The 23,487-nt window shown below is 71.1% G+C and carries 25 protein-coding genes; 17 read left to right on the plus strand and 8 right to left on the minus strand.

Going from position 1 to position 23,487, the window contains the following annotated elements; translation table 11 throughout:
- A partial coding sequence (locus tag VGO20_RS28615; RefSeq protein ID WP_414639789.1) for an alpha-hydroxy-acid oxidizing protein occupies positions 1-234 on the plus strand: 234 nt, incomplete at its 5' end.
- On the opposite strand, the gene VGO20_RS09140 is transcribed toward VGO20_RS28615, so the two are convergent.
- The 3 genes from VGO20_RS09140 to VGO20_RS09150 form a co-directional block, all read right to left on the minus strand.
- The gene (locus tag VGO20_RS09140) at positions 129-1,508 is read right to left on the minus strand and encodes a TRAP transporter large permease (protein ID WP_327502016.1); all 1,380 of its coding nucleotides are present in this window, start codon (positions 1,506-1,508) and stop codon (positions 129-131) included. The two genes, VGO20_RS28615 and VGO20_RS09140, sit on opposite strands and share 106 nt — an antisense overlap.
- 13 nt (positions 1,509-1,521) lie before the next feature.
- On the minus strand, positions 1,522-2,124 hold the full coding sequence (locus VGO20_RS09145; protein WP_327502017.1) for a TRAP transporter small permease subunit: 603 nt from the start codon (positions 2,122-2,124) through the stop codon (positions 1,522-1,524).
- 81 nt (positions 2,125-2,205) lie between these two features.
- The gene (locus tag VGO20_RS09150) at positions 2,206-3,267 is read right to left on the minus strand and encodes a TRAP transporter substrate-binding protein (RefSeq protein ID WP_327502018.1); all 1,062 of its coding nucleotides are present in this window, start codon (positions 3,265-3,267) and stop codon (positions 2,206-2,208) included.
- Positions 3,268-3,536: 269 nt separating this feature from the next.
- On the opposite strand from VGO20_RS09150, the gene VGO20_RS09155 reads away from it, so the two are divergent.
- Positions 3,537-4,436, plus strand: coding sequence for a DMT family transporter (locus tag VGO20_RS09155; protein ID WP_327502019.1), 900 nt, complete (start codon positions 3,537-3,539; stop codon positions 4,434-4,436).
- Positions 4,437-4,440: 4 nt separating this feature from the next.
- On the opposite strand, the gene VGO20_RS09160 is transcribed toward VGO20_RS09155, so the two are convergent.
- On the minus strand, positions 4,441-6,075 hold the full coding sequence (locus tag VGO20_RS09160) for a fumarate hydratase (RefSeq protein WP_327502020.1): 1,635 nt from the start codon (positions 6,073-6,075) through the stop codon (positions 4,441-4,443).
- A 316-nt stretch (positions 6,076-6,391) separates the two neighbouring features.
- On the opposite strand from VGO20_RS09160, the gene dctP reads away from it, so the two are divergent.
- From dctP to VGO20_RS09225, 13 genes are all read left to right on the plus strand, one after another.
- On the plus strand, positions 6,392-7,369 hold the full coding sequence (gene dctP, locus VGO20_RS09165) for a TRAP transporter substrate-binding protein DctP (protein ID WP_327502021.1): 978 nt from the start codon (positions 6,392-6,394) through the stop codon (positions 7,367-7,369).
- Positions 7,370-7,376: 7 nt separating this feature from the next.
- On the plus strand, positions 7,377-7,895 hold the full coding sequence (locus VGO20_RS09170; RefSeq protein ID WP_327502022.1) for a TRAP transporter small permease: 519 nt from the start codon (positions 7,377-7,379) through the stop codon (positions 7,893-7,895).
- The gene (locus tag VGO20_RS09175) at positions 7,895-9,217 is read left to right on the plus strand and encodes a TRAP transporter large permease (protein WP_327502023.1); all 1,323 of its coding nucleotides are present in this window, start codon (positions 7,895-7,897) and stop codon (positions 9,215-9,217) included. The genes VGO20_RS09170 and VGO20_RS09175 overlap by 1 nt, the downstream gene beginning before the upstream one ends.
- Positions 9,218-9,224: 7 nt before the next feature.
- Positions 9,225-9,788 (plus strand): MarR family winged helix-turn-helix transcriptional regulator, encoded by a 564-nt coding sequence (locus tag VGO20_RS09180; RefSeq protein WP_327502024.1) that lies wholly within the window; start codon positions 9,225-9,227, stop codon positions 9,786-9,788.
- Positions 9,785-10,993, plus strand: coding sequence for an MFS transporter (locus VGO20_RS09185; RefSeq protein ID WP_327502025.1), 1,209 nt, complete (start codon positions 9,785-9,787; stop codon positions 10,991-10,993). The genes VGO20_RS09180 and VGO20_RS09185 overlap by 4 nt, the downstream gene beginning before the upstream one ends.
- A 13-nt stretch (positions 10,994-11,006) precedes the next feature.
- Entirely contained in the window at positions 11,007-11,471 is a 465-nt protein-coding gene (locus VGO20_RS09190) for a MaoC family dehydratase (protein ID WP_327502026.1), read from the plus strand.
- Positions 11,472-11,473: 2 nt separating this feature from the next.
- A complete protein-coding gene (locus VGO20_RS09195) occupies positions 11,474-11,908 on the plus strand; it encodes an acyl-CoA thioesterase (protein ID WP_327502027.1) in 435 nt (144 codons plus the stop codon).
- Positions 11,909-12,023: 115 nt separating this feature from the next.
- The gene (locus VGO20_RS09200; protein WP_327502028.1) at positions 12,024-13,208 is read left to right on the plus strand and encodes a thiolase family protein; all 1,185 of its coding nucleotides are present in this window, start codon (positions 12,024-12,026) and stop codon (positions 13,206-13,208) included.
- Positions 13,209-13,230: 22 nt separating this feature from the next.
- Positions 13,231-13,977 (plus strand): histidine phosphatase family protein, encoded by a 747-nt coding sequence (locus tag VGO20_RS09205; protein WP_327502029.1) that lies wholly within the window; start codon positions 13,231-13,233, stop codon positions 13,975-13,977.
- Entirely contained in the window at positions 13,974-15,104 is a 1,131-nt protein-coding gene (locus tag VGO20_RS09210) for a zinc-dependent alcohol dehydrogenase family protein (protein ID WP_327502030.1), read from the plus strand. The genes VGO20_RS09205 and VGO20_RS09210 overlap by 4 nt, the downstream gene beginning before the upstream one ends.
- A gap of 16 nt (positions 15,105-15,120) precedes the next feature.
- Positions 15,121-16,416: a glycosyltransferase gene (locus VGO20_RS09215; RefSeq protein ID WP_327502031.1), complete on the plus strand. Its 1,296-nt coding sequence runs from the start codon at positions 15,121-15,123 to the stop codon at positions 16,414-16,416.
- 67 nt (positions 16,417-16,483) lie between these two features.
- The gene (locus tag VGO20_RS09220; RefSeq protein WP_327502032.1) at positions 16,484-17,686 is read left to right on the plus strand and encodes an MFS transporter; all 1,203 of its coding nucleotides are present in this window, start codon (positions 16,484-16,486) and stop codon (positions 17,684-17,686) included.
- A complete protein-coding gene (locus tag VGO20_RS09225) occupies positions 17,683-17,811 on the plus strand; it encodes a hypothetical protein (protein WP_327502033.1) in 129 nt (42 codons plus the stop codon). The genes VGO20_RS09220 and VGO20_RS09225 overlap by 4 nt, the downstream gene beginning before the upstream one ends.
- A 95-nt stretch (positions 17,812-17,906) precedes the next feature.
- Here the strand turns inward: VGO20_RS09225 and VGO20_RS09230 are convergent, their stop codons facing one another.
- Together VGO20_RS09230 and VGO20_RS09235 are read right to left on the minus strand one after the other, a co-directional pair.
- Positions 17,907-18,194, minus strand: coding sequence for a type II toxin-antitoxin system RelE/ParE family toxin (locus tag VGO20_RS09230; protein WP_327502034.1), 288 nt, complete (start codon positions 18,192-18,194; stop codon positions 17,907-17,909).
- Positions 18,184-18,441 carry a type II toxin-antitoxin system ParD family antitoxin gene (locus VGO20_RS09235; protein ID WP_327502035.1) on the minus strand — a complete coding sequence of 86 codons (258 nt, stop codon included), beginning with the start codon at positions 18,439-18,441 and terminating at the stop codon, positions 18,184-18,186. The genes VGO20_RS09230 and VGO20_RS09235 overlap by 11 nt, the downstream gene beginning before the upstream one ends.
- Positions 18,442-18,582: 141 nt before the next feature.
- Between VGO20_RS09235 and VGO20_RS09240 the strand changes: the two genes are divergently transcribed.
- Together VGO20_RS09240 and VGO20_RS09245 are read left to right on the plus strand one after the other, a co-directional pair.
- Positions 18,583-19,359, plus strand: coding sequence for an ion transporter (locus tag VGO20_RS09240; protein ID WP_327502036.1), 777 nt, complete (start codon positions 18,583-18,585; stop codon positions 19,357-19,359).
- 76 nt (positions 19,360-19,435) lie between these two features.
- Positions 19,436-21,772: an ATP-dependent helicase gene (locus tag VGO20_RS09245; RefSeq protein ID WP_327502037.1), complete on the plus strand. Its 2,337-nt coding sequence runs from the start codon at positions 19,436-19,438 to the stop codon at positions 21,770-21,772.
- A gap of 12 nt (positions 21,773-21,784) precedes the next feature.
- Here VGO20_RS09245 and VGO20_RS09250 read toward each other — a convergent pair whose 3' ends face one another.
- Together VGO20_RS09250 and VGO20_RS09255 are read right to left on the minus strand one after the other, a co-directional pair.
- Positions 21,785-22,624: a hypothetical protein gene (locus tag VGO20_RS09250; protein WP_327502038.1), complete on the minus strand. Its 840-nt coding sequence runs from the start codon at positions 22,622-22,624 to the stop codon at positions 21,785-21,787.
- Between the two features lie 82 nt (positions 22,625-22,706).
- Entirely contained in the window at positions 22,707-23,435 is a 729-nt protein-coding gene (locus VGO20_RS09255) for an HAD family hydrolase (RefSeq protein WP_327502039.1), read from the minus strand.
- Between the last annotated feature and the right edge of the window lie 52 nt (positions 23,436-23,487).

Here is a 23,487-nt window from a genome sequence, read left to right on the forward strand (position 1 = left end):
GGGCAGGCCGGGGTCGCGCGCACGCTGCGCATCCTCGCCGACGAGATCGACACCGCGATGGCGCTGCTCGGCGTCGACACGGTCGCCGCCCTCGGCCGCGATCATCTGCGCCCGGCCGGGCGCACCGGCTACGACGACAGCCAGCTCGGCAGCCCCAGGACCAGCGCCGGGAAGGCGACGCACAGGCCGAGCCCGATCAGCTGCAGCGCCACGAACGGGATGATGCCGCGATAGATCGCCTGGATCGTCACCTCCGGCGGGGCCACGCCCTTCATGTAGAACAGCGCGAAGCCGAAGGGCGGGGTCAGGAACGAGGTCTGCAGGTTGACCGACAGCAGGATCGTGAACCACACCAGCGGTGCCGCGTCGACGCCGGCCCAGACGCCGACATGGTCGCCGAAATCGAGGTTCGCGATGATGGGGCCGAAGACCGGCAGCACGATCAGCGTGATCTCGATCCAGTCGAAGAAGAAGCCCAGGATGAACACCATCGCCATGATGACGAACAGGACGCCCCAGGGCCCGACCCCCATGGCCAGGATGAAGTTGTCGATCATCTCCTCGCCGCCGAGGAAGCGGAACACGACCGCGTAGCAGGTGGCGCCGACGAAGATGCCGAACAGCATCGCGGTCGTGAGCGCCGAGCGCGCGCAGACCTCCTTGAGGACGGCCCAGTTGAGCGAGCGGTTGTAGAGGGCCAGCAGCGTGGCGCCGAACGCGCCGACCCCCGAGGCCTCGGTCGGCGTCGCCCAGCCGGCGAAGATCGAGCCCAGCACCAGAACGATCAGGAAGGTCGGCGGCAGGAAGCTGCGCACCATCAGGTGGCCCAGCGCGGCCGCGGAGTCCGGGCGCGCCTCGGCCGGCAGCGGCGGCGCGCGTTCGGGATACAGCGCGGAGAAGCCGACGACGTAGGCCAGGTAGAGTGCTGAGAGCATCAGGCCCGGCACGACCGCGGCCATGAAGACCGTTCCCACCGGAAGCGTCATCAGGTCGGCCATGATGATCAGCATGATCGACGGCGGGATCAGGATGCCGAGCGTGCCCGAGGCCGCGATGGTCCCGGTCGCGAGGCGCTGGTCGTAGCCCTGGCTCACCATCACCGGCAGCGCCATCATCGAGATCATCACCACCGAGGCGCCGATGATCCCGGTCGTCGCGGCGAGGATCGTCCCCATCAGGACGACCGACAGGGCGAGCCCGCCCGGGATGCGCCACGTCAGGAGCTGCAGGCAGCGCAGCAGGTCCCGCGCCACGCCCGACTTCTCCAGCATCGTCCCCATGAAGGTGAACATCGGGATCGCGACCAGGACGAGGTTCTCCACCGAGCCGCCGAAGATGCGGTTCGGGATGATCACGAGGCGCGCCGCGTTGAAGACGCCGAGCCAGTCGCCGACATAGGCGAAGGCGAGCCCCACCCCGCCGAGCACGAAGGCGACGGGCAGCCCGGAGAACAACAGCACTCCCAGCGCGAGGAACATCAGGAGCGGCAGGGACTCGGCGAGCGTCATCGGCCGGCGCCTCTTATCTGGTGGACGGGCCGGAAGGGGAGGGCGGCGTGCCCAGCGGCCCCTCGTCGCCGACGTTCTCGCCGGAGCCGCTCAGCCGGACGATGCATTTCAGCAGCACCGACACCCCGGCGAGGCCCAGCAGCACGAAGCCGAGCGGCACGAAGGCCTTGATGACCCAGCGGCTGGGAATGCCGTTCGTCGCCGAACCCTCGTTCGTCAGGAGCGAGCGTTCGGCGAACCCCCAGCCGTAGTTGATGACGAACCAGCAATAGGGCAGCAGCAGCAGCAGGATGCCCGCGGCCTCGAACCCGACCTTGCGTCGCCAGGGGAACCGTTCGCGCAGCAGCTCGATGCGGACATGCGCGTCCTTGACGTAGGCGTAGCCCAGCGCCAGCAGGAACAGCGCCCCGTGCAGGTGCCACTCCAGTTCCTGGAGCACGGTCGACGACAGGTAGAGGGGCGTGTCGATGAACCTGTTGTCGTAGCCGATCGCCTTGCGCTGGATCACGTCGTAGACGATGACCAGCGTCAGCGGCACGAACAGCAGGGAGGCGATCGTGCCGGCCGCCAGGACGACCCGGTCGATCCCGCGGGAGAGTAGGGCCAGGATGCGCATCGTCGCCTCTCGCGGGAGGGGGCAGGAAGATGCCGGGCGGACGGCCGGGGGCCTCGCGGCCCCGGCCGTCCGCGGCCGCCGTCAGCGCAGGGTGGCGATGTCGCGCCAGACCCCGTAGTTCTCGCGGAAGGCCGCCAGGGAATCCCAGGCTTCGGCGAAGGCGGGGCTCTTCTGCTTCTCTTCCGCCACCACCTCGTTCCAGCCGGCCTCCATCGCCTCCAGGATCTCGGGCGACCAGGTCTTGATCTCGACGCCCTCGGCCTGGAGCTTCTGCAGCGCTTCGAACTGGATCGTCTCGCCTTCGGCGAGGCCGTAGACGATGGCCGCGTCGCAGACCGATTCGATCTGCGCCTTCTGCGTGTCGGTCAGCTCGTTCCAGGCGTCGATGTTGATCGCGAGGTCCAGGAACGTCGATTGCTGGTGCCAGCCCGGGAAATAGTAGTACTTGGCGACGTTGTGGAAGCCGAGGCCCAGGTCGATCGCCGGCATCGAGAACTCCGTGGCGTCGATCGCGCCGCGCTCGAGGGCGGGATAGATGTCCCCCGGCCCGAGGAGCTGCGTGGAGACGCCGAGCTTCTCCATCACGCGCGCACCCAGGCCGAAGAAGCGCATCTTCAGCCCTTTGAGGTCGTCCACCGTGTTGATTTCCTTGCGGAACCAGCCGGCGGCCTCGGGGGCGATCATGGTGCAGGGGATGCTGTGGATGTTGTAGTTCGCATACAGCTTGCGCATCAGCTCTTCGCCGCCGCCGAACTTCATCCAGGCCAGGTATTCCGGAGCGGCCGGGCCGAAGGGCACCGAGGCGAACATTGCAAATCCGACATCCTTGCCGGTCCAGAAGCCGGGAGAGGACCAGGCGGCCTGCACCGCCCCGGAGGAGACGGCGTCGAAGGTCTCCAGCGACGGCACGATCGCGCCGGGCTCCTGGAACTTCACCTCGATGGTGCCGCCGGTGATCGTTCCGATCTGTTCGGCGACGCGCTTGCCGAGCGCTCCCAGCTGCGGCAGCGAGCTGGGATAAGTGGACTGCATGTCCCACTTCACGTCCGCGGCGGCGGCGGTGGAAGGCATGGTCGCCGTCAGGGCGGGGGTGACGGCGAGCCCGATGCAAAGCGCGGTGCCGAGTACGGTGTCCCTCATCATGCTTCCTCCCGTTCGCTGATTTTGTTTGGGCCGGGAATAAAGAGGCCCTTGGAGGAATCATCGTACGAATGTTTCAGATAACGGTCAACTTTATGTTAAACCTAAAATATGGTCCACATAGTGCAATAATAACTTAATTTCTTTTGAAACTCTTGGCCGCCAATCCCGCACTCGGACGCCGCATTCGGATGCCGCGCTGGATTTAGCTGCCGTGCCGCCCCATCATGCGCGCGTTTCCGAGCCCGACCAGCGAGCCCCCGATGTCGCGTATGTCCGCCAACCTCCTGCTGCTGCTGACCGCGGCGATCTGGGGCTCCACCTTCGTCGTGCAGCAGACGGTGCTGGACCATCTCGGGCCGATGGCCTTCACCGCGGCGCGCTTCCTTCTCGGCGGGCTCGTGGTCCTGCCGATGGCGCTGCGCGACCTGCGCCGGCTCGCGCGCGAGGGGAGGGGGCCCGGGCCGGGGACCTGGCTCGCGATGGCGGCGACCGGCGGCGCGCTGTTCGCCGGTTCCGCCCTCCAGCAGATCGGCATCGGGCTGACCACCGTGACGAATGCCGGCTTCCTCACCGGCCTGTACGTGCCGCTCGTCCCGTTGCTGGCGCTGCTGTTCCTGCGCGAGGTTCCTCATCCCGTGGTCTGGCCGGCCGCGGCGGGATGCCTGGCGGGGACCTGGATGCTGACCGGTGCTGCGGCGGTCGTGCCGTCGGACGGTGACCTGTGGGTGATCGCGGGCGCGCTGTTCTGGGCCCTGCACGTGATCCTGATCGGCGCGGTCGGCATGCGGACCGGCGCGCCCGTGCTGGTCGCGGCGGTCCAGTTCTTCGTCTGCGCGCTGCTGGCCGCAGCGGCGGCCGCCGCGACGGAGATGGAGACGACGACGCCCGCCGCCCTGGCGGCGGCGTGGTGGGAGATCGGCTATGCCGGCCTGTTCTCGGTCGGGCTCGCCTATACCTTCCAGGCGGTCGGCCAGCGCTGGACCGCCGCGTCGGACGCGGCGATCCTGCTCAGCTCCGAGGCCGTGTTCGCGGCACTCGCGGGGGCGGTGTTCCTGGCGGAGCGGCCGGGTCCGATCGAGCTTGCGGGATGCGCCGTGATCCTCGCCTGCATCCTCGTGGTGCAGGTCCTGCCGATGCGCCGCCCCGCCCCCGCGGCCGTCGCCGACTGACCCCTCAGCCCAGCTTCAGCTCCTGGAAGAAGTCGTTCCCCTTGTCGTCGGTGACGATGAAGGCGGGGAAGTCCTCGACCTCGATGCGCCAGATCGCCTCCATGCCGAGTTCCGGGTACTCGATGCACTCGACCTTGCGGATGCAGTCCTGCGCGAGGCGCGCCGCCGCACCGCCGATCGAGCCCAGGTAGAAGCCGCCATGGGCCTTGCAGGCCTCGCGCACCTCCGGGCTGCGGTTGCCCTTGGCCAGCATCACCATCGAGCCGCCGGCGGCCTGGAACTGCTTCACGAAGCCGTCCATGCGCCCGGCGGTGGTCGGGCCGAACGAGCCCGACGCATAGCCGTCGGGGGTCTTGGCCGGGCCGGCGTAGTAGACGGGGTGGTTCCTGAAATAGTCCGGCAACCCCTCCCCGGCGTCGAGCCGGGCGCGCAGCTTGGCATGGGCTGCGTCGCGCGCGACGATCAGCGGCCCGCTCAGCGAGACGCGGGTGCGGATCGGATGCCGGGACAGCGTCGCCAGGATCTCGGCCATCGGGCGGTTCAGGTCGATGCGCACGACCTCCTCGGAAAGCTGCTCGGCGCCGATCTCCGGCAGGAAGCGCGCCGGGTCGGTCTCGAGCTGCTCCAGGTAGATGCCGTCGCGGGTGATCTTGGCCTGGGCCTGGCGGTCGGCCGAGCACGAGACGCCGATGCCGATCGGCAGGCTCGCCCCGTGGCGCGGCAGGCGGACGACGCGCACGTCATGGCAGAAATACTTGCCGCCGAACTGGGCGCCGATCCCCATGATCCGCGTCAGCTCGTGGACGGCCGCCTCCATCTCCAGGTCGCGGAACGCGTGGCCGGCTTCGGACCCGGTGGTCGGCAGCGCGTCGAGGTAGCGCGCACTCGCCAGCTTCACCGCCTTCAGCGTCGTCTCGGCGCTCGTGCCGCCGATCACGACGGCGAGGTGGTAGGGCGGGCATGCCGACGTGCCGAGCGAGCGGATCTTGTCCTCCAGGAACTTCAGCAGCCGGTCCGGCGACAGCACGGACGGCGTGGCCTGGAACAGGAAGGTCTTGTTGGCCGAGCCGCCGCCCTTCGCCATGAACAGGAACTTGTAGGCGTCCTCGCCCTCCTCGTAGATGTCGATCTGGGCCGGGAGGTTGTTGCGGGTGTTCTTCTCCTCGTACATCGACAGCGGCGCCACCTGGCTGTAGCGCAGGTTCCGCTTCAGGTAGGCGTCGCGGGCACCCGCGCTCAGCGCGGCCTCGTCGCCGCCGCGCGTCCAGACTCGCCGCCCCTTCTTCGCCATCACGATCGCGGTGCCGGTGTCCTGGCACATCGGCAGCACGCCGCTGGCCGCGATGTTCGCGTTCTTCAGGAGGTCGAGCGCCACGAAGCGGTCGTTGGGAGAGGCTTCCGGATCGTCCAGGATCGCGCGGAGCTGCCCGAGATGGCCCGGCCTCAGCAGGTGGTTGATGTCGATGAACGCCTGCTCGGCCAGCAGCCGCAGGCCTTCCGGCTCCACCTTCAGGATCTGCTCGCCCTCGAACTCCGCCACCGAGACATGGTCCGAGGACAGCTTGCGGTACGACGTCGTGTCTTCTCCCAGCGCAAAGAGCGGCGTATGGCCGGAGCCGAGGCTGATGTCGTCGGGCATGGTCTCGCATTCCTCACGATCGGCCGCCGCGGGAGCGGCGTTGGTACTGCCGCCGGGGCGGCGTTTGGCACTGCCGCGCAGCGGCGTTCGGCACTGCCGCGCAGCGGCGTTCGGCACCGTTATACCCCGGACGCCGCCCGGCACAATGCGCATCGGCGCCGTCGTCCCGCATGTCGGGTTTCGATGCTGCGGTGCGCAACGGAATGCCGGGTTGACGCCTCTCCCGGATCCATTGTTCCATGCATGTGCATATTGCCGGCAGGCACGGCGCGGGCCCGGACCTCGGCAAACCGGCGATTTCCCAGGGAGTGCGACCATGGGCGAGTTCGAGAGGCTGGCGGCGGCGGCGGCTCTGGCCGTCGCGTTGATGACCGCGGCGGGCGCCGCCGCGGCGGAGGAGGCGAGGCTGCGCGCCGTGACCGGCTTCCAGCCGGGCACGCGGTTCTCGGCGCAGTTCGAGAAGTTCGTCGACAAGGTCAACGAGGACGGCAAGGGCGTCGTCCAGATCCAGCTCGTCGGCGGCCCGGGCGCCGTCCCGCCGATGGAGCAGGGCAACGCGGTACGCACCGGGGTCGTCGACATCGCGAACGTCCCGGGTGCCTACTACGTCAACCTCGTGCCGGAAGCCGACGCGCTGAAGCTCGCGACCCGCCCGATGGCGGAGCAGCGCGAGAACGGCGGCTGGGAACTCGTCAACCGCATCCACAACGAGCGGATGAACGTCCAGTACCTCGCGCGGACCGGCACCGGCATACCCTTCCATTTCTTCTTCCGCGAGCCCGTCGACAACGGCTTCGACTTCGACGGCCTGCGCGTCCGCGTGACCCCGGTCACCCGCGACGTCGTCGCGGCGCTGGGCGGCGTTCCCGTGACGACCGCGCCCGGGGAGGTCTTCACGGCGATGGAGCGGGGCGTCGTCGACGGTTACGGCTGGCCCGTCCAGGGCATCTTCGACCTGGGCTGGCAGGAGGTCACGGGCGCCCGGCTCGATCCCGGCTTCTACTCGGTCGAGGTCAACATCCTGGTCAACCTGGACGCCTGGAACCGGCTCGACGACGACCAGCGGCGCGTCCTCCAGGAGGCGGCACTCTGGGTCGAGGGGCTCGACGCCGGCAACGCGGAGGAGAACGAGGCGGAGAAGAAGCGGCAGGCCGAGGCCGGCATCCAGACCATCACCGTGCCGGCCCAGGAGGCCGAGGCCTTCGCCGAGAAGGCGCGCGAGATCGGCTGGAACGCCGTGATCGAGCGCAGTCCCGAGCACGGGCCGCGGTTGCGCGAGCTGCTCGACCGCTGAGCGGCCCATGCACAGGGCCGCGCACCTCTTCGGCCGGCTGCTGGATGGCCTGGCGCTGGTCGCCGCCGGGACGGTGCTGGCGCTGGTGGCGCTGATCTGCGTCAACATCCTGATGCGCAACGCCGGGCTGCGGGGCCCGATCTGGACGGAGGAGGTCTCCGAGTACGGCCTCTACGCCGTCACGCTGCTGTCGGCGCCGTGGCTGCTGCGCCGGGGCGCCCATGTCCGGGTCGACGTCCTGCTCGGCGTGCTGCCCCGGCGCGTGGCCTTCGGCGCCGATCTGGCCGCGAACCTGCTCGGCCTCGCGGTCTCGCTGGCGCTGGTCCGCTACGGCTTCGGATCGGCTCTCGACGCCCGGGCCATGGGCGCCATGACGATGAAGACGCTGTTCTTCCCGGAATGGTGGCTTCTGGTGGCGCTTCCGGCCGCGTTCCTGCTGCTCGCGGTCGAGTTCGTCTTCCGCATCCACGGGCAGTTCGCGGGGGGCCCCGCCGCCGGCCGCTCGGGCACCGCGGGAGTGCTGTGATGGGAATGGAGTGGACGTCGGCCGCAGCCCTCCTGCTGGGCGGGCTGATGGCGATGATGCTGCTGGGCCTGCCCGTCGCCTTCGCCTTCCTGGCCGTCAACCTGCTGGGCGCGGTCGTCTTCCTGGGCGGCGAGGCCGGGCTCGGGCAGCTCGTTCGCAACGCCGTCGGTTCGGTCGCCAGCTTCTCCCTGACCCCGATCCTGTTCTTCGTCCTGATGGGCGCGGTGATGTTCCACACCGGGGTGGCGCTGCGGGCGATCGATGCCGTGGACCGACTGATCGTCCGCGTTCCCGGCCGGCTCGCCGTCGTCGCGATCGGCGCCGGCACCATCTTCTCCGCCATCTCCGGTTCCACGATCGCGACGACGGCGCTGCTGGGCACGCTGCTGCTGCCCCAGATGCTCCGGCGCGGCTACGAGCCCCGCATGGCCATGGGGCCGATCATGGGGATCGGCGGCGTCGACATCCTGATACCGCCGTCGGCCCTCGCGGTGCTGCTCGGCAGCCTCGCCGGAATCTCGATCTCGAAGCTGCTGATCGCGGGGATCGTCCCGGGCGTGCTGCTGAGCGCCGCGTTCGTGGGCTACATCGTGATCCGCTGCCGCCTCGACCCCCGGCTCGCCCCCGAGGGCGACGTCGCGCCCATGGGCCTGTGGCAGCGGGTCGGCCCCTTCGTGCGCTACGTCCTGCCGCTGGCGGCGATCTTCGTCTTCGTGGTCGGCAGCATGGCTGCGGGCTGGGCGACGCCGACCGAGTCGGCCGCACTCGGGGCCGCGGCGGCGATCGCGGTCGCCGGCCTGTACCGCATGCTCTCGGTCGCCTCGCTGGTCAAGGCGCTGCTCGAGACGGTCACCATCTCGGGCATGATCCTGTTCATCATCGTCGGCTCGACGACCTTCTCCCAGCTGATGGCCTTCTCCGGCGCGACGACCGGCTTCGTCGGCCTCGTGACAGGATGGGACCTGGGCGCCGTCGCCCTGGTGCTGGCGATCGCCGGCGTTCTGCTGGTGCTGGGCTGCTTCATCGACCAGGTCAGCATGATGATGATCACGCTGCCCTTCGTGCTCCCGGTGGCGCAGGCGGCGGGCATCGACCCGGTCTGGCTCGGCGTCGTCTACCTGATGTGCATGCAGCTCGGCCTGCTGACGCCGCCTTTCGGGCTGTTGCTGTTCACGATGAAGGGGGTGGCGCCTCCCGGGATCGCGATGGGGCAGATCTATGCTGCCGCATCACCGTACGTTATCCTCGGGTTCCTGTTGCTACTGCTGATCGTCGCCCTGCCGTCGGTCGTCACGTGGTTGCCGTCCGTGATGCTGGAGTAAGCGTCCCATGACATCCCAGAAGGATCCCGCCCAGAAGGACCCCGCGGTGCGTACCATCGACGACCTGCTGCCGTACCTGATGAACCGGATCGTCAGCAGGCTGAACCGCAACCTCGAGGTCAGGCTGCGCCGCCGCGGGCTCAGCTTCCAGCACTGGCGCGTGCTGGCGGTGCTCGCGGCCGCCGACGGCCGCAACATCGCCGAGCTGGCCGATTGCGCGGTGATCCCGCATTCGACGCTGTCGCGCCTGCTGGACCGCATGGAGCGCGACCGCATGGTCGAGCGGCGGACGGCCCCGTTCGACTCGCGCCTGGTCGAGATCTGGCTGACGCCCGAGGGCCGGGACATCCACGCCGACATCCTGCCGCTCGCCGCCGACGAGAGTGCCCGCGCCCTGGCCGGGCTCGACGCCGAGACCCAGGCCGGCCTCGCGGCGGCCCTGCACCGGGTCATGGAGAATATCGGGCTGGACCGGATCGACCAGATCGGCGCGCGGGGCCGGCGCCCGCCGGTCACCGGGCGCGGCTCGGGCGCCAGCGGCCTTCGCGGCGCCGAGGCCGGGAGGCCGTGACGACCCGGGACGTCCCGGCACCCGCCACCCACTGGCCGACCATCCTCCTCACCGCGGCCGCGGGCACCGTCGCGGCCTTCCATGTCGGCAAGGTGCCGCCCGCCCTGCCGGAGCTGCGCGCGGAGCTGGGCCTCGGGCTCGTGCTCGCGGGCTGGGTCCTGGCGCTGCTCCACCCGATCGGTGCGGCGACCGGCACGACGGTCGGCTGGTTCGCCGACCGCGCCGGGCATCGCAGGACGATCCTGGCCGGGCTGCTCTGCCTCGCCGCCGGCAGCGCGCTCGGCGCGCTGAGCGGCGGCGGCGGCATGCTGCTGGCGTCGCGCACCCTGGAAGGGGGCGGGCTGATCATGACGGTCGTCTCGGCCCCCGGCCTGATCCTCGCGGCCGCGCGGCCGGCCGACATGCGCCTCGCCTTCGGCATCTGGGGCGGCTACATGCCGGCCGGGACCGCCGCCATGATGGCGGCCTCGCCGCCGCTGCTGGCGACGGTCGGCTGGCGGGGGACGTGGATCGCCGCCGCCATGCTGACGGCCGCGGTGGCCGCGGCGCTGGCCCGCGTCGTCCCGAGGCGGCCGGCCGGGCGCGCGGGCACGGCCCTGCCGCTGGGCCGCGCGCTGCTGCTGACGGCGCGCTCGCGCCGCGCTTGGCTGCTGGCGGGAAGCTTCTGCCTCTACAGCATGTCCTTCATGACGGTGTTCGGCTTCCTGCCGAGCTTCCTGGTCGAGGAACAGGGCTGGAGCACCGGGACGGCCGCCCTGCTGACGGCGCTGGCCGTCGCGGCGAATGTCGGCGGCAACCTCGCCGCCGGCTGGCTGGCCCAGCGGGGCGTGCCGCGCTGGACGCTGCTCGCCTCCGCCTGCCTCGTCATGGGCATCGCCTCCTTCGGCATCTTCGCGCCGGCGCTGGACGCCGGGGCGCGCTACGCCCTGTGCCTGCTGTTCTCGGCCGTGGGCGGCCTGCTGCCCGCGACCGTGATGGGCTCGGCCGCCGACGCCGCGGCGCGCCCCGACCTCGTGGCGAGCACGAGCGGCCTGTTCGTCCAGGGCTCCACCATCGGCCAGCTCGTCGGGCCGCCGGCCCTCGCGACCCTGGTCACGGCCGCCGGAAGCTGGGAGGCCGGGGCTTGGCTGATCGGGGCGGCGGCGGCGGGCGGTCTCGCGATCGCCGCCGCGCTGCGGGGCTTCGAACGGCCGGCGACCGCGTGAGCAAGGAGGAAGGATGCAGCGGACGGACACGTTCCTCGAGGATTTCTCGCCGGGCCAGGTCTACCGGCTCGGCACGCGCGGCATCGGCCGGGACGACATCGTCGCCTTCGCCCGCGACTACGACCCGCAGCCCTTCCACCTCGACGAGGAGGAGGCCGCGCGGTCGGCGTTCGGGGGCCTGATCGCGAGCGGCTGGCAGACCGCCGGCCTCTTCATGCGGCTGCTGGTGGACGGGCTGCTCCGGCGGACCGCCTCGATGGGCTCGCCGGGCGTGCAGGACCTGCGCTGGCTGCGCCCGGTCCGGCCCGGGGACGAGCTGTCGGCCACGCTCCGGGTCGAGGAGGTCGCCCCCTCGCGCACGCGCGCCGACCGCGGCACGATCCGCTTCACCGGCGAGCTGGGCAATCAGCGGGGCGAAACGGTGATGACGATGGTGGCGGTGCTGATCATCGGCCGCCGGCCGGACGGCGGGGCCTGACCATGGAAGCCCCGACCCGGGCCGGATACCGGCATTTCCTCGCCGTCCCGACGCGCTGGATGGACAACGACGTCTACGGCCACGTCAACAACGTCGTCTACTACTCCTACGTCGACACGATCGTGAACCAGTACCTGGTCGAGGCCGGCGGCCTCGACATCCACGCCGGCCCCGTGATCGGCATCGTGGTCGAGAGCCACTGCACCTATCACGCGCCCGTCGCCTTCCCCGACGTGCTGGAAGGCGCCCTCAGGGTCGGGCGGATCGGCACGTCCAGCGTGCGCTACGAGGTCGCCGTGTTCCGCGGCGGCGAGGAGAGGGCGGCCGCCTCGGCCCATTTCGTCCACGTCTTCGTCGACCGCGCGACCCGGCGCCCCGTCCCGGTGCCGGCGCCGCTGCGCGCCGCGCTGGAGCGCATCCTCGTCGCCTCGCCGTGACGTCCTGGCCGCGACGTTTCGGGTCGCGACGTTTTGGGCCGCGACTTTTTGACGGTGGCGTATGGCCGCCGTACAGTTGCGGCCCGCCGCGGGAATGGCGGAGAAGAGGGAGGCCATGATGGAGATCGTTCTCGCCGGCGGCATGCGCACGCCTTTCGGGGATTTCGGCAAGTCGCTGAAGGACGTGCCGCTGACCGCCCTCGGCACGCATGCGGCGCGCGCCTGCCTGGAGAAGGCGGCACTCGCCCCCGCGCATGTCGACCATCTGGTCTGGGGCAACGTGCTGCCGGTCGACCATGACGGCTATTTCGCGAGCCGCGCGATCGCGCTCGGCGTCGGCATGCCGGTCGAGAGCGCGGCCCTCAACGTCTCGCGCGCCTGCGGGTCGGGCACCCAGGCGATCCTGACCGCGGCGGAGCAGATCCTGTCCGGCCACGGGCAGGTGGCGCTCGCGGGCGGCGGGGAGAATTTCTCGCGCGGGCCCTATGTCTCGACCTCCCTGCGCTGGGGCGCCAAGCGCGGGCCGGAAACGATGGTCGACACCCTCGACTGGGCGTACCGCGACCCGTTCAGCCGGGAGCTGATGGGCGAGACGGCGGAGAACCTGTCGGACGATTTCGGCTACGGGCGCGAGGCCATGGACGAATGGGCGCTGATGAGCCAGCAGCGCGCCGGCCGGGCCATGGAGGACGGCTTCCTCGCCCGCCAGATCGCCCCGATCGCGGTGCCGGACGGCCGCGGCACGCGCGTGATGGAGCAGGACGAGTTCCCGCGCCCGCAGGTGACGGCCGCGAAGCTCGCCGCGCTGAAGCCGGTCTTCCGCGAGGGCGGGCGGGTCACGCCCGGCAACTCCAGCGGCGTGACCGACGGCGCCGCCTTCGTCGTCGTCGCCGAGCGCGCCCGGGCCGAGGCGCTCGGCGTGGAGCCGGTCGCGCGCCTCGTCGACTGGGCGATCGTGGGCGTGCCGCCGCGCATCATGGGCTGCGGCCCGGTGCCGGCGATCCGCGCCCTGCTCGAATGCCGCTCGATGACCGTCGGCGACGTCGACTACTGGGAGATCAACGAGGCGTTCGCGGCGGTGAACCTGCATGCCGAGCGCGAGCTGGGGATTCCCCGCGCGCGGACCAACCTCTACGGCGGCGGCATCTCCATCGGCCATCCGCCCGGCGCGACCGGCGTGCGCATGATGCTGGTGGCGATGCGGCACCTCGCCGAAACCGGCGCGCGCCACGCCGTCGTCAGCATGTGCATGGGGGCGGGGCAGGGCATGGCCGTGCTGATCGAGAACCTGAAGCGCTGAGCCGCATGGGCCGGGAGGGACGATGAGCGAGGAACGGCCGCACGGGCGCCGGCGCGTCTACCTGATGCGCCATGCCGAGGTCAGCTACGTCGACCCGGTGACGCGCCGCCTGCGCGACCCGCGCACGGTCGATCTGACCGCCGAGGGCGAGCGCCAGGCCGAGGCGGCGCGCGCAGCACTGGCCGCGACGCCGCTCGACCGCGTCGTCTGCTCCGGCCTGCCGCGCACGCGCCGCACGGCCGGGCTGGTGGCCGCGGGCCGCGGCCTCGCGGTCGAGGACCGGCCGGACCTGATCGAGATCCGCAGCGGCCGCCTCTCGGACGTCCCGCCCGAACGCTTCGACGCCGAGTTCGTCTACGGCTTCGAGGCCGCCGCCACCCCCGGCGCCCGGTTCGCCGGCGGCGAGGCCTTCGCCGAGTTCGAGCGCCGCGTCGTCGGGGCGCTGGAGGCGCTGCTCGCGGAACCGGGCTGGCGCGACGCGCTCGTCGTCGCCCATGAGGGCGTCAACCGCATGGCGCTCGCCTGGGCGGCCGGCGCCGGCCTCGCCGGGCTCGGCGCGTTCGACCAGGACATGGCCTGCATCAACGTCGTCGATTTCGACGTCGCGGACGGATTGATCGTCCGGCGCCTGCTGCGGACGGTCAACCTGACCCCCTACGATCCCACGAAGAACGGGCTGCACCTGACCGCGCTGGAGCGGCTGGCGCGCACGTTCCGGGTGCTGCACCCGCCGGCGCCCGCGACCAGCGAGGACGGAGCGACCCCATGAAGATCCGCGCCGCGGTGCTCAACCGCACCGGCCTGCCCCGGCCCTATGCCGAGAGCCGGCCGCTCTCGATCGAGACCCTGGAGCTGGACCCGCCCGGCCAGGGCGAGGTGCTGGTCCGCATCAAGGCGGCCGGCCTGTGTCACTCCGACCTCTCCGTCATCAACGGCGACCGGCCGCGGCCGGTGCCGATGGCGCTCGGCCACGAGGCGGCCGGCATCGTCGAGGAGGTCGGGCCGGGAGTGACGGACCTCGCGCCGGGCGACCACGTGGTGCTGGTCTTCGTGCCGAGCTGTGGGCACTGCCCGCCCTGCGCCGAGGGGCGCCCGGCCCTGTGCGAGCCCGGCAACGCCGCCAACGGCCGCGGCGAGATGCTGGGCGGCGGCCGGCGCCTGCACCGCGCGGGAGAGAACGTGAACCACCATCTCGGCGTCTCCGCGTTCGCCGAGCGCGCCGTGGTCTCGCGCAACTCCCTGGTCAGGATCGATCCCGCCGTGCCGCTGGAGGAGGCGGCGCTGTTCGGCTGCGCCGTCCTGACCGGCGTCGGCGCGGTCGCGAACACGGCCAGGGTGCCGGTCGGGGCGACGGTCGCGGTGATCGGCCTGGGCGGGGTCGGGCTCAACGCGCTGCTGGGCGCGGTCGCGGCCGGCGCCTCGCGCATCGTCGCGGTCGACCTGCTGGCGCCGAAGCTCGACCTCGCCCGCGAGCTCGGCGCGACCGACACCTTCGACGCCGCGGCGGAGGACTGCGCGCGCGCCATCCGTGAGGCCACGTCCGGCGGCGTCGACTTCGCCTTCGAGATGGCCGGCTCGGTCCCGGCGCTGGAACTCGCCTACGCCGTGACCCGGCGCGGCGGCACGACGGTGACGGCCGGGCTCGCGAACCCGGAGCGCCGGATGTCGATCCAGCAGGTGAGCCTCGTCGCCGAGGAGCGCACGCTGAAGGGCAGCTACGTCGGCAGCTGCATCCCCGTGCGCGACGTGCCGCGCCTGATGGCGCTGTACCGCCAGGGCCGGCTGAAGGTCGACCGGCTGCTGACCGACCGGATCGAGCTGGACGACATCAACCATGCCTTCGACCGCCTTGCCGACGGCGAGGCGATCCGGCAAGTCGTCGTGTTTCCGGACTGAGGCCGGGAGCGCCGCGGTGCTGATCGCGATCCTCGGCTACGGCTCGCAGGGCGACGTCAGGCCCTTCGTGGCGCTCGGCCGCGGGCTGGTGGCGGCCGGCCATCGCGTGCGCGTCGTCACCGACGCCGGGTTCCGGCAGATGGTCGAGGCGGCGGGCCTGGAGCACGCGCCGATCGAGGGCGACCTGCGCCGGCGCCTCGCCGAGGAACGGGGGCTCGCGGGCGTCACCAACGATCCCGTGCGGCTGGTCCGCCTGATGCGCCGCCTCGGCCGGGAGCTGGCGCCGGTATGGGCGCGCGACGGCTTGGCCGGGTGCGAGGGCGCGGACGCGGTGGTGTCGGGCGGCGGCGCGGTCTTCCTGGCGGGCTCCCTCGCCGAGCGGCTCGACCTGCCGATGGTGCAGGGATGGCTGCAGCCGGTGGTGCCGACCGCGGAGTTCACGACCCCGGTGATGCGGCCGCTGCCGGTGTGGGGCGGCCCCGCGCGCTGGACCCATTCCCTGATGCAGCGCTTGATCTGGGCCGGCATGGCGGGGCCGGTGGGCGAGATGCGCCGGCATCTCGGCCTGCCGGAGGTGACCGGAAGCCGGGCATGGGCCGCGGTCGAGCAGGCGCCCAGCTTCTGCGCGGTCAGCCCGGCGCTGGTGCCGCGCCCTGCCGACTGGCCGGCACGCGCGGCGTTGACCGGCTTCCTGTTCCTCGACGATCCCGACTGGCGGCCGGACCCCGGCCTGGAAGCCTTCCTCGAGGCGGACGTGCCGCCAGTCTATGTCGGCTTCGGCAGCATGATGCAGCCCGACGCGGCGACCTTCACCCGCGAGGTCGTGCAGGCGTTGCGCACGACCGGCTGCCGCGCCGTCGTCGCGACGGGTTGGGGCGGCCTCGACCGCGCGGTGCTGGAGGAGGCGCGCGCCGCCGGCGCCCCGTTGCACCCGATCGAGGCGGCGCCGCACGACCGCCTGCTTCCAATGATGGCGGCCGCGGTCCATCACGGCGGCGCCGGCACGACGGCCGCGGTGGCGCGTGCGGGCCTGCCCTCGGTCGTCGTCCCCTTCCTCGGCGACCAGCCGTTCTGGGGGGACCGCCTGCACCGCGTCGGGGCCGCGCCGCCGCCGCTTCCCGCGCGCCGGCTGACCGCGGACCGGCTGTGCGCGGCGCTGGACGCCGTCCTCGACCGCCCGGCCCTGCGCCGCGCGGCCGAGACGATCGGCCGCGCGGTGCGCTCGGAGCAGGGGACCGCGGCGGCGGTCGCGGTGGTGGAGGCCGCCGTGGCGGACCCGCCATGCGCCGGGGCCATGCCGCACCTGCCGTAAATCAGTTGGGATCGGGAGGGTTCGCACCTTACGATCGCATCCGATTCGAAGAGGGGCGGGGGCGGTCATGGGTGCTGGTGCGGGGCTGGTGATCGCGGCGGGAGTGGCCTCGTTGATCCTGGCGATGGGCATACGCCAGTCGTTCGGCATCTTCCTGACGCCGATCGCCGTCGACCTCGAGATCGGGCGGCAGGCCTTCGGGCTGGCGATCGCGGTGCAGCAGTTGCTGTGGGGGCTCGCCCAGCCGGTGATCGGCGCGATCGCGGACCGCTACGGCGCGATGCGGGTGACGATGGCCTCGGCCCTGCTGTACGCGGTCGGCCTCGGGCTCGCGACGCTGGCGGCCGATCCGCTGGGCCTGACGCTGACGCTCGGCGTCGTGGTCGGCATGGCGCTCACCGGCACCACCTACGTCACGGTGCTGGGCGCGGTCGGGCGCGTCGTCCCGCCGGAGCGGCGCAGCATGGCGTTCGGCATCTGCACCGCGGCCGGCAGCTTCGGCATGTTCGCCGTCGTCCCCGGCGCCCAGGCGTTGCTCGACAGCTTCGGCTGGAAGGACGCCTTCGTGCTGATGGCGATCGGCATCAGCCTGCTGGTGCCGCTGTCCCTGGGCTTTCGGGGCAGCGACCGCATGATCGCGCCCAAGGCCGGCGGGCCGGGCATGGGGGCCGCCATCCGCGAGGCGCGCGAGCACTCCGGCTACCTCCTGCTGATCGCGGGCTTCTTCGTGTGCGGGTTCCACGTCGCCTTCGTCGCGACGCATCTGCCCGCCTTCCTGTCCGACCGCGGCCTGCCGCTCGACGTCACGGCCTGGTCGCTGGCGATGATCGGCCTGTTCAACATCTTCGGCAGCTACCTGGCCGGGATGGCCGGCAGCCGCTACCGCCAGAAGAACGTCCTGGCGGGCATCTATCTCGCGCGCGCGGTCGTCATATCGCTGTTCGTGGTGCTGCCGGTCACGCCGTTCACGGCGATCGCGTTCGGCGCGGGGATCGGGTTCCTGTGGCTCAGCACCGTGCCGCTGACGAGCGGCCTGGTCGCCCAGATGTTCGGCGTGCGCTACCTGTCGACGCTCTACGGCGTCGTCTTCGCCTCCCACCAGGTCGGCGCCTTCCTGGGCGCCTGGGGCGGCGGCCTCGCCTACGACCTGCTCGGCAGCTACGACGCCATCTGGTACGCCTCCATCGTGCTCGCCCTGTTCGCCGGCCTGATCCACCTGCCGATCGACGACCGGCCGGCGGTGCGCGCGCCGCAGCCGGCGGTGCCGTGATGCACGCCCGGGCGGCCTCCTGGGCGGTGGCGGTGCTGCTGGTCGCGGGCGGCCTGGTGCTGTGGCGCGACTACGGCCTCGCGGTCGCGATGTCCGACGGCGCCTGGCTCTGCCTCGTCCGCTAACAGAATTTGCTTCAGACCTCGGGAAAATCACGATCTGAAGACGAAGGGCGGCTCTCCATGGCTCTCGGCGTCGGTACCGGACTGTCTTGAGCCGTTCAGAGATGACGCTCCCAATCCTGCCGCCCATGCAGCACGCGGACGATCAAAATGTAGTCGTCTCTGATAAGGTAGACGATGACATGCGTGCTATAAAAATAGAATCGAACGGGCGGCGTGAATTCAGTTCTCTCGCGCGCGGAAAAAGGATGCTCGGCAAGAAATTCGAAACTCTCAATGATGCCGGTGTGATACTGCTCGGCCTGTTCTATTCCAAAATGTTGTGCGCCGTACAAGTAAATGCCGATGATATCCTCGTCGGCCTGCTCGGTTGTCTTAAATTTCATTCTTCGTGGCCGTATCGGCCCGGCGGCGCGCTTCCCGCAAAATGTCCGCTGTAGTCCGGCTGCTGACCCCGCTGGCAAGCCCCTCGTCGATCAGCCCTTGCAACTCGGTAAGCTTGGCTGCGCGTTCCTGGTCACGCCGGATCAGATCCCGAACGTAATCGCTGGCATTGCTGTAACGGCCGGTCCGGGTCTGGGCCTCGACCCAATCCTTCATCGGATCAGGCAGGGATACGTTCATCGTTGCCATAGGCACCTCCCACATCAAAATTCGACAGATAATGCCAAAGTTTGTCAAGGCAAGGGCCGCTCGAGACCCTTGATTTGCTAGGTGGGTCGCCCCGATGCGGCTCCCATGCGTTGACCTTCCGACACGATGCGGAGGGCGGGCATGGCGGACGGGGGCAGCGAGGCGCGGGCGGTCGAGCGGGAGCGGTGGCGCACGCTCAGGCTGATCGAGGGATGGCTCGAAGGGCCGATGATGGTGCTCGGCCTCGTATGGCTGGCGCTGCTGGTGGTGGAGCTGACCTCGGGGCTGAGCCGGTTCCTGCGCGATATCGGGACGCTGATCTGGATCGCGTTCCTGTTCGACTTCGCCCTGCGCTTCATCCTGGCCCCGAACAAGCTCGCCTTTCTCCGGCGCAACGTGCTGACGGTGGTCTCGCTCGCCCTTCCGGCCTTCCGGACCTTGCGGGTCCTTCGGCTGGCGGGGGCGGCGCGCGGGCTGCGCCTCGTCCGCGTGCTGGGCACGCTGAACCGCGGCCTCGCCTCCGTGCGCCGGGCGACGCGGCGGCGCGGCCTCGGCTACGTGCTGCTCGCCAGCGTCCTGGTGGTCGTGGGGGGCTCGGCGGGGCTGTTCGCGCTCGAGCGCGGGCTGGCCGCCGCGGGCGGGGGCTTCGACAGCTACGCGACCTCGCTCTGGTGGACCGCGAGGATCGTGATGACGGTCGGGCCGGAGTTCTGGCCGCAGACCCCCGAGGGACGCCTGCTCGCCCTGGTGCTGGCGCTCTACGGCTACGCCACCTTCGGCTACGTGACGGCGGCGCTCGCCAGCCTGTTCGTCGACCGCGACGCGGCGAGCGTCAAGGGCGAGGTCGTCGGCCGCCGCCGCATCGAAGCGCTCCACGCCGAGATCCGCGCGCTCCGGGAGGACTTGCGCAGGCGATGACCTTCCGGCCGGGGTTCCAGCATTCGGATCGTTCATGCTAGGTTCCCGCGTCGGCACCGTGACCCGAGGACAGGGCATGTCAGATCCGTTCAGCTACGACGACCCGCTCGGCCACGCCTCGGCCGAACCGGCACCGCCGGCGCGCCCGTCGTTCCGGTACCTGGAGACGCTGAACGCGGTCCAGCGCGAGGCGGTCGAGGCGCTGGACGGGCCGGTCCTGGTGCTGGCCGGTGCCGGCACCGGCAAGACCCGGGTGCTGACGACCCGGCTCGGCCATCTGCTGATGACGCGCAGGGCCTCGCCGTTCCAGATCCTGGCCGTCACCTTCACCAACAAGGCCGCGCGCGAGATGCGCGCGCGCGTCGAGGCGCTGATCGGCCAGCCCGCGGAAGGCTGGTGGCTCGGCACCTTCCACGCGCTGGCGGCCCGCATCCTGCGCCGCCACGCCGAGCTGATCGGTTTGCAGCCGAGCTTCACGATCTTGGACACAGACGATCAGATCAGGCTGGTCAAGCAGCTGCTCGCGGCCGAGAACATCGACGACAAGAAATGGCCGGCCCGCGCGCTGCTCGGCGTGATCGAGCGCTGGAAGGACCGCGGCCTGACGCCCGACCGCCTCAAGCAGGAGGACGCCGGCGACGTCGCCGGCGGGCGCATCCTGGCGCTCTACCGCGCCTACCAGGACCGGCTGCGGACGCTGAACGCCTGCGATTTCGGCGACCTCCTGCTGCACAACCTGACGCTCTTCCAGCAGCATCCCGACGTGCTGGCGGAGTATCACCGGCGCTTCCGCTACCTGCTCGTCGACGAGTACCAGGACACCAACGTCGCGCAGTATCTCTGGCTCAGGCTGCTGGCCCAGGGGCACAAGAACATCTGCTGCGTCGGCGACGACGACCAGTCCATCTACGGCTGGCGCGGCGCGGAGGTCGGCAACATCCTGCGCTTCGAGCACGACTTCCCCGGCGCGCGCGTGATCCGGCTCGAACAGAACTACCGCTCGACCGGCCACATCCTCGCCGCCGCCTCGGGCGTCATCGCCCACAACAAGGGGCGGCTCGGCAAGACCTTGTGGACGCAGTCCGACCTCGGCGAGAAGGTCCGCGTGCGCGCGATCTGGGACGGCGAGGAGGAGGCGCGCTGGGTCGGCGACGAGGTCGAGGCGCTGCAGCGCCAGAAGGTCGGGCTCGACAGCATCGCCGTGCTGGTCCGCGCCGGCTTCCAGACCCGCGAGTTCGAGGAGCGCTTCCTGACGCTCGGGCTGCCCTACCGGGTTGTCGGGGGCCTGCGCTTCTACGAGCGGCAGGAGATCCGCGACGCGATCGCCTATCTGCGGGTGATCCAGTCGCCCGCCGACGACCTCGCCTTCGAGCGCATCGTCAACCTGCCCAAGCGCGGGATCGGCCCGGCGACGCTGCAGCAGGTCAACCAGATCGCCCGCGCCGCCGGGGTCGCGATGACCGAGGCGGCGTGGCGGCTGTGCGGGACCGACGAGCTGAAGCCGAAGGTGCGCTCGACGCTCCGGGGCGTGCTCGACGACTTCTTCCGCTGGAAGGGCCTGTCGGCGACGATGGCCCACAACGACCTGGCGCAGCTCGTCCTCGACGAGAGCGGCTACACGGCGATGTGGCAGGCCGACAAGTCCCCCGAGGCCCCGGGGCGCCTGGAGAACCTGAAGGAGCTGGTCGCGGCCATGGGCGAGTTCGAGAGCCTGTCCGGCTTTCTCGAGCATGTCAGCCTCGTGATGGACCAGAACGACGCCTCGTCGGGCGAGATGGTGACCTTGATGACGCTGCACGGCGCCAAGGGGCTGGAGTTCGACTACGTCTTCCTGCCGGGCTGGGAGGAGGGCGTCTTCCCGAACCAGCGCGCGCTCGACGAAACCGGCATCGCCGGGCTGGAGGAGGAGCGCAGACTGGCCTATGTCGGCCTCACCCGCGCGCGGCGCCGGGCCTATGTCAGCCACGCCGCGAACCGGCGCATCCACGGCTCCTGGGCCAGCACGCTGCCCTCGCGCTTCATCGACGAGCTTCCCGCGGACCATGTCGAGGCCGAGGCCGCGACCGGCCTGCACGGCGGCGGCTTCGGCGAGGGTGCGGGCTTCGGGGGCGGTTTCGGCGGCGCAGGGTTCGGCGGCGGCGGCTTCGGCGGCGGGGGCTTCGGCGGCTGGGCGAAGACCCCGCCGCGCCAGCCCCCGGGCCGCAACCTCGTGATCGACGGCTCGGCCCGCGAGGTCCAGGCGCGGCCGCGGCCCGCCAAGGCCTTCGACGCCGGCGACCGGATCTTCCACCAGAAGTTCGGCTACGGGACCGTCATTTCGGTCGATGCCGACAAGCTGGAGATCGCCTTCGACCAGGCCGGGACGAAGAAGGTGATGGACAGCTTCGTCGTCCCGGCCACGCAAGCCGGCTGAGGATCGTTCCCGTCAGGCTACGGCGAGCGCCGGGGCCAGCGTCTCCTCGCGCGTCCTGACCTTCCGGGTCGCGAGCTGCGTCAGGTCGAAATTCTGGTTCGCCTTCTCGACCGCGGTCGGGAAGGCCGCCTCCACCTGTGCCATCGCGTCCATTCGGGCGGCGTTCATGCGGGCCATCGCCGCGGCCTCGGCGGCGGTGGGGTTGCCCGCGGGGTCGTCCTGGATCGCGAACAGCTCGCTCTCGTAGCAGCGGCGCTGGGCGATGCCCAGCGAGCGCGACGCGCCGCCGTTGCTGTCGTAGCGGATCTGGAACCAGGCTTCGGCCCGGTCGCCGGCCTGCACGGCGGCGTGCAGGCTGGGGCTGTGCGCGAGCAGGCCGTTATAGGCGAGCGAGAAGAGGACCGCGCGCTCCGGCGAGGGCGGAACCCCGGCGAGCCAGCCGTCGATCTGCGACTCGTAGGTCGCGCTGCAGGCGTCGAAGGGGCCGCGTGCCTCCAGGGCGCTCGCGAAGGCGAACCGCGTCCGAAGGCCCGGGACGCCGGCGGTGGCGCGCTCCGCCATCACCGCATCCAGGCCGGATTGCAGCGCGGCATTGGTCTTGGCCGCGGCGACGGCCGCGCCGAGCCGGTCGATCCAGGGCTTCTCCTGCGCGGCTTCGGGGTCGATCCCCATCGCGGCCAGGACGGCCCGGCCGACCGGCGTGCCGAAGGTCGAGATGTTGAACCCGATCCCGATCGTCGCGATGCCGCGGATGTCGAGATAGGGCGCCATCTGCACGCCCTCCGCCGTGGAGATCAGCGAGAAGCGCGTGGACTGGTATGCGTCGGTCGTGGCTGCGCGGAAAGAGATCATGCCCGTTCACCTGTTCGCGGAAGGGCTGCAGTCTAGAGCCGCCCCCGCGCGCCGTCAAAAGGAACGGGCCGGCAGCACCCTCCTACTGCGCGCGCAGTTCCTCCCGGTGGGCGCGGACCATGTCCCCGAGGGTGGCGAAGTGGAAATCGATCCGGTAGTCCCCCGGCGGCGGCGGGGTCGCCCCGAAGCCGTCGGCCCCCCGCCGGCGGTCGATCCAGGCGGTGGCCAGGCCGTGCGCCGTCGCCGGCACGTGGTCGTGGAACAGGCTCTGCGCGGTGTGCAGGATGTCGGTCTTCTCGAACCCGAACTCCCGCTTCACGTGGTCGATCAGGTATTCGAAGTTCCGGGGCGAGGGCTTGTACGAGCCCACGTCCTGGGCGGTGTAGATCGCGTCCCACGGGTCGCCCAGGCGCCTGGACGCGCCGCTGTAGCTCTCGCGGTCGCAATTGGTCAGCGTGATCAGCGTGTAGTGTTCCTTCAGGTAGCGCAGCGCCGCCGCCGAGTCGTCGAAGGCCGGCCAGTCGCCGACCGAGGCGCCGAAGCGCGCGGCCTCCTCCTCGCCCGCCGCGATGCCCCAGTCCTTCGCGAGCGTCCGGTACACCGCCGACAGCAGGTCGCGGTAGAGCATGTCCGGCGCTTCGGCCTGCTGCGCGGATTCGGCCCGGGCGAACAGCTCGAGCACGCGCTCGGCTCCCGGCGGATCGTCCAGCCTCGCCAGCAGCGGCGCCAGGGCGCGGAGGATCCCGGTCTCCCAGTCGATGACGGTGCCGAAGGTGTCGAAGGTCAGGACCCGGTAGTCGGCAAGGCTCATGGAGTGTCTCCTCGGTCGGTCGGGCGATGGTAGCGCCACCGGGCCGGCCATG

This window comes from Arenibaculum sp. (assembly GCF_035998295.1).
GTDB lineage: Bacteria > Pseudomonadota > Alphaproteobacteria > Azospirillales > Azospirillaceae > DASYHS01.

Bases quoted from the DNA above. Each gene is read 5' to 3' on its own strand.
- VGO20_RS09140 (WP_327502016.1), bottom strand. From the start codon at position 1,508: ATGACGCTCGCCGAGTCCCTGCCGCTCCTGATGTTCCTCGCGCTGGGA.
- VGO20_RS09145 (WP_327502017.1), bottom strand. From the start codon at position 2,124: ATGCGCATCCTGGCCCTACTCTCCCGCGGGATCGACCGGGTCGTCCTG.
- VGO20_RS09150 (WP_327502018.1), bottom strand. From the start codon at position 3,267: ATGATGAGGGACACCGTACTCGGCACCGCGCTTTGCATCGGGCTCGCC.
- VGO20_RS09155 (WP_327502019.1), top strand. From the start codon at position 3,537: ATGTCCGCCAACCTCCTGCTGCTGCTGACCGCGGCGATCTGGGGCTCC.
- VGO20_RS09160 (WP_327502020.1), bottom strand. From the start codon at position 6,075: ATGCCCGACGACATCAGCCTCGGCTCCGGCCATACGCCGCTCTTTGCG.
- dctP (WP_327502021.1), top strand. From the start codon at position 6,392: ATGGGCGAGTTCGAGAGGCTGGCGGCGGCGGCGGCTCTGGCCGTCGCG.
- VGO20_RS09170 (WP_327502022.1), top strand. From the start codon at position 7,377: ATGCACAGGGCCGCGCACCTCTTCGGCCGGCTGCTGGATGGCCTGGCG.
- VGO20_RS09175 (WP_327502023.1), top strand. From the start codon at position 7,895: ATGGGAATGGAGTGGACGTCGGCCGCAGCCCTCCTGCTGGGCGGGCTG.
- VGO20_RS09180 (WP_327502024.1), top strand. From the start codon at position 9,225: ATGACATCCCAGAAGGATCCCGCCCAGAAGGACCCCGCGGTGCGTACC.
- VGO20_RS09190 (WP_327502026.1), top strand. From the start codon at position 11,007: ATGCAGCGGACGGACACGTTCCTCGAGGATTTCTCGCCGGGCCAGGTC.
- VGO20_RS09195 (WP_327502027.1), top strand. From the start codon at position 11,474: ATGGAAGCCCCGACCCGGGCCGGATACCGGCATTTCCTCGCCGTCCCG.
- VGO20_RS09200 (WP_327502028.1), top strand. From the start codon at position 12,024: ATGATGGAGATCGTTCTCGCCGGCGGCATGCGCACGCCTTTCGGGGAT.
- VGO20_RS09205 (WP_327502029.1), top strand. From the start codon at position 13,231: ATGAGCGAGGAACGGCCGCACGGGCGCCGGCGCGTCTACCTGATGCGC.
- VGO20_RS09210 (WP_327502030.1), top strand. From the start codon at position 13,974: ATGAAGATCCGCGCCGCGGTGCTCAACCGCACCGGCCTGCCCCGGCCC.
- VGO20_RS09220 (WP_327502032.1), top strand. From the start codon at position 16,484: ATGGGTGCTGGTGCGGGGCTGGTGATCGCGGCGGGAGTGGCCTCGTTG.
- VGO20_RS09230 (WP_327502034.1), bottom strand. From the start codon at position 18,194: ATGAAATTTAAGACAACCGAGCAGGCCGACGAGGATATCATCGGCATT.
- VGO20_RS09235 (WP_327502035.1), bottom strand. From the start codon at position 18,441: ATGGCAACGATGAACGTATCCCTGCCTGATCCGATGAAGGATTGGGTC.
- VGO20_RS09240 (WP_327502036.1), top strand. From the start codon at position 18,583: ATGGCGGACGGGGGCAGCGAGGCGCGGGCGGTCGAGCGGGAGCGGTGG.
- VGO20_RS09245 (WP_327502037.1), top strand. From the start codon at position 19,436: ATGTCAGATCCGTTCAGCTACGACGACCCGCTCGGCCACGCCTCGGCC.
- VGO20_RS09250 (WP_327502038.1), bottom strand. From the start codon at position 22,624: ATGATCTCTTTCCGCGCAGCCACGACCGACGCATACCAGTCCACGCGC.
- VGO20_RS09255 (WP_327502039.1), bottom strand. From the start codon at position 23,435: ATGAGCCTTGCCGACTACCGGGTCCTGACCTTCGACACCTTCGGCACC.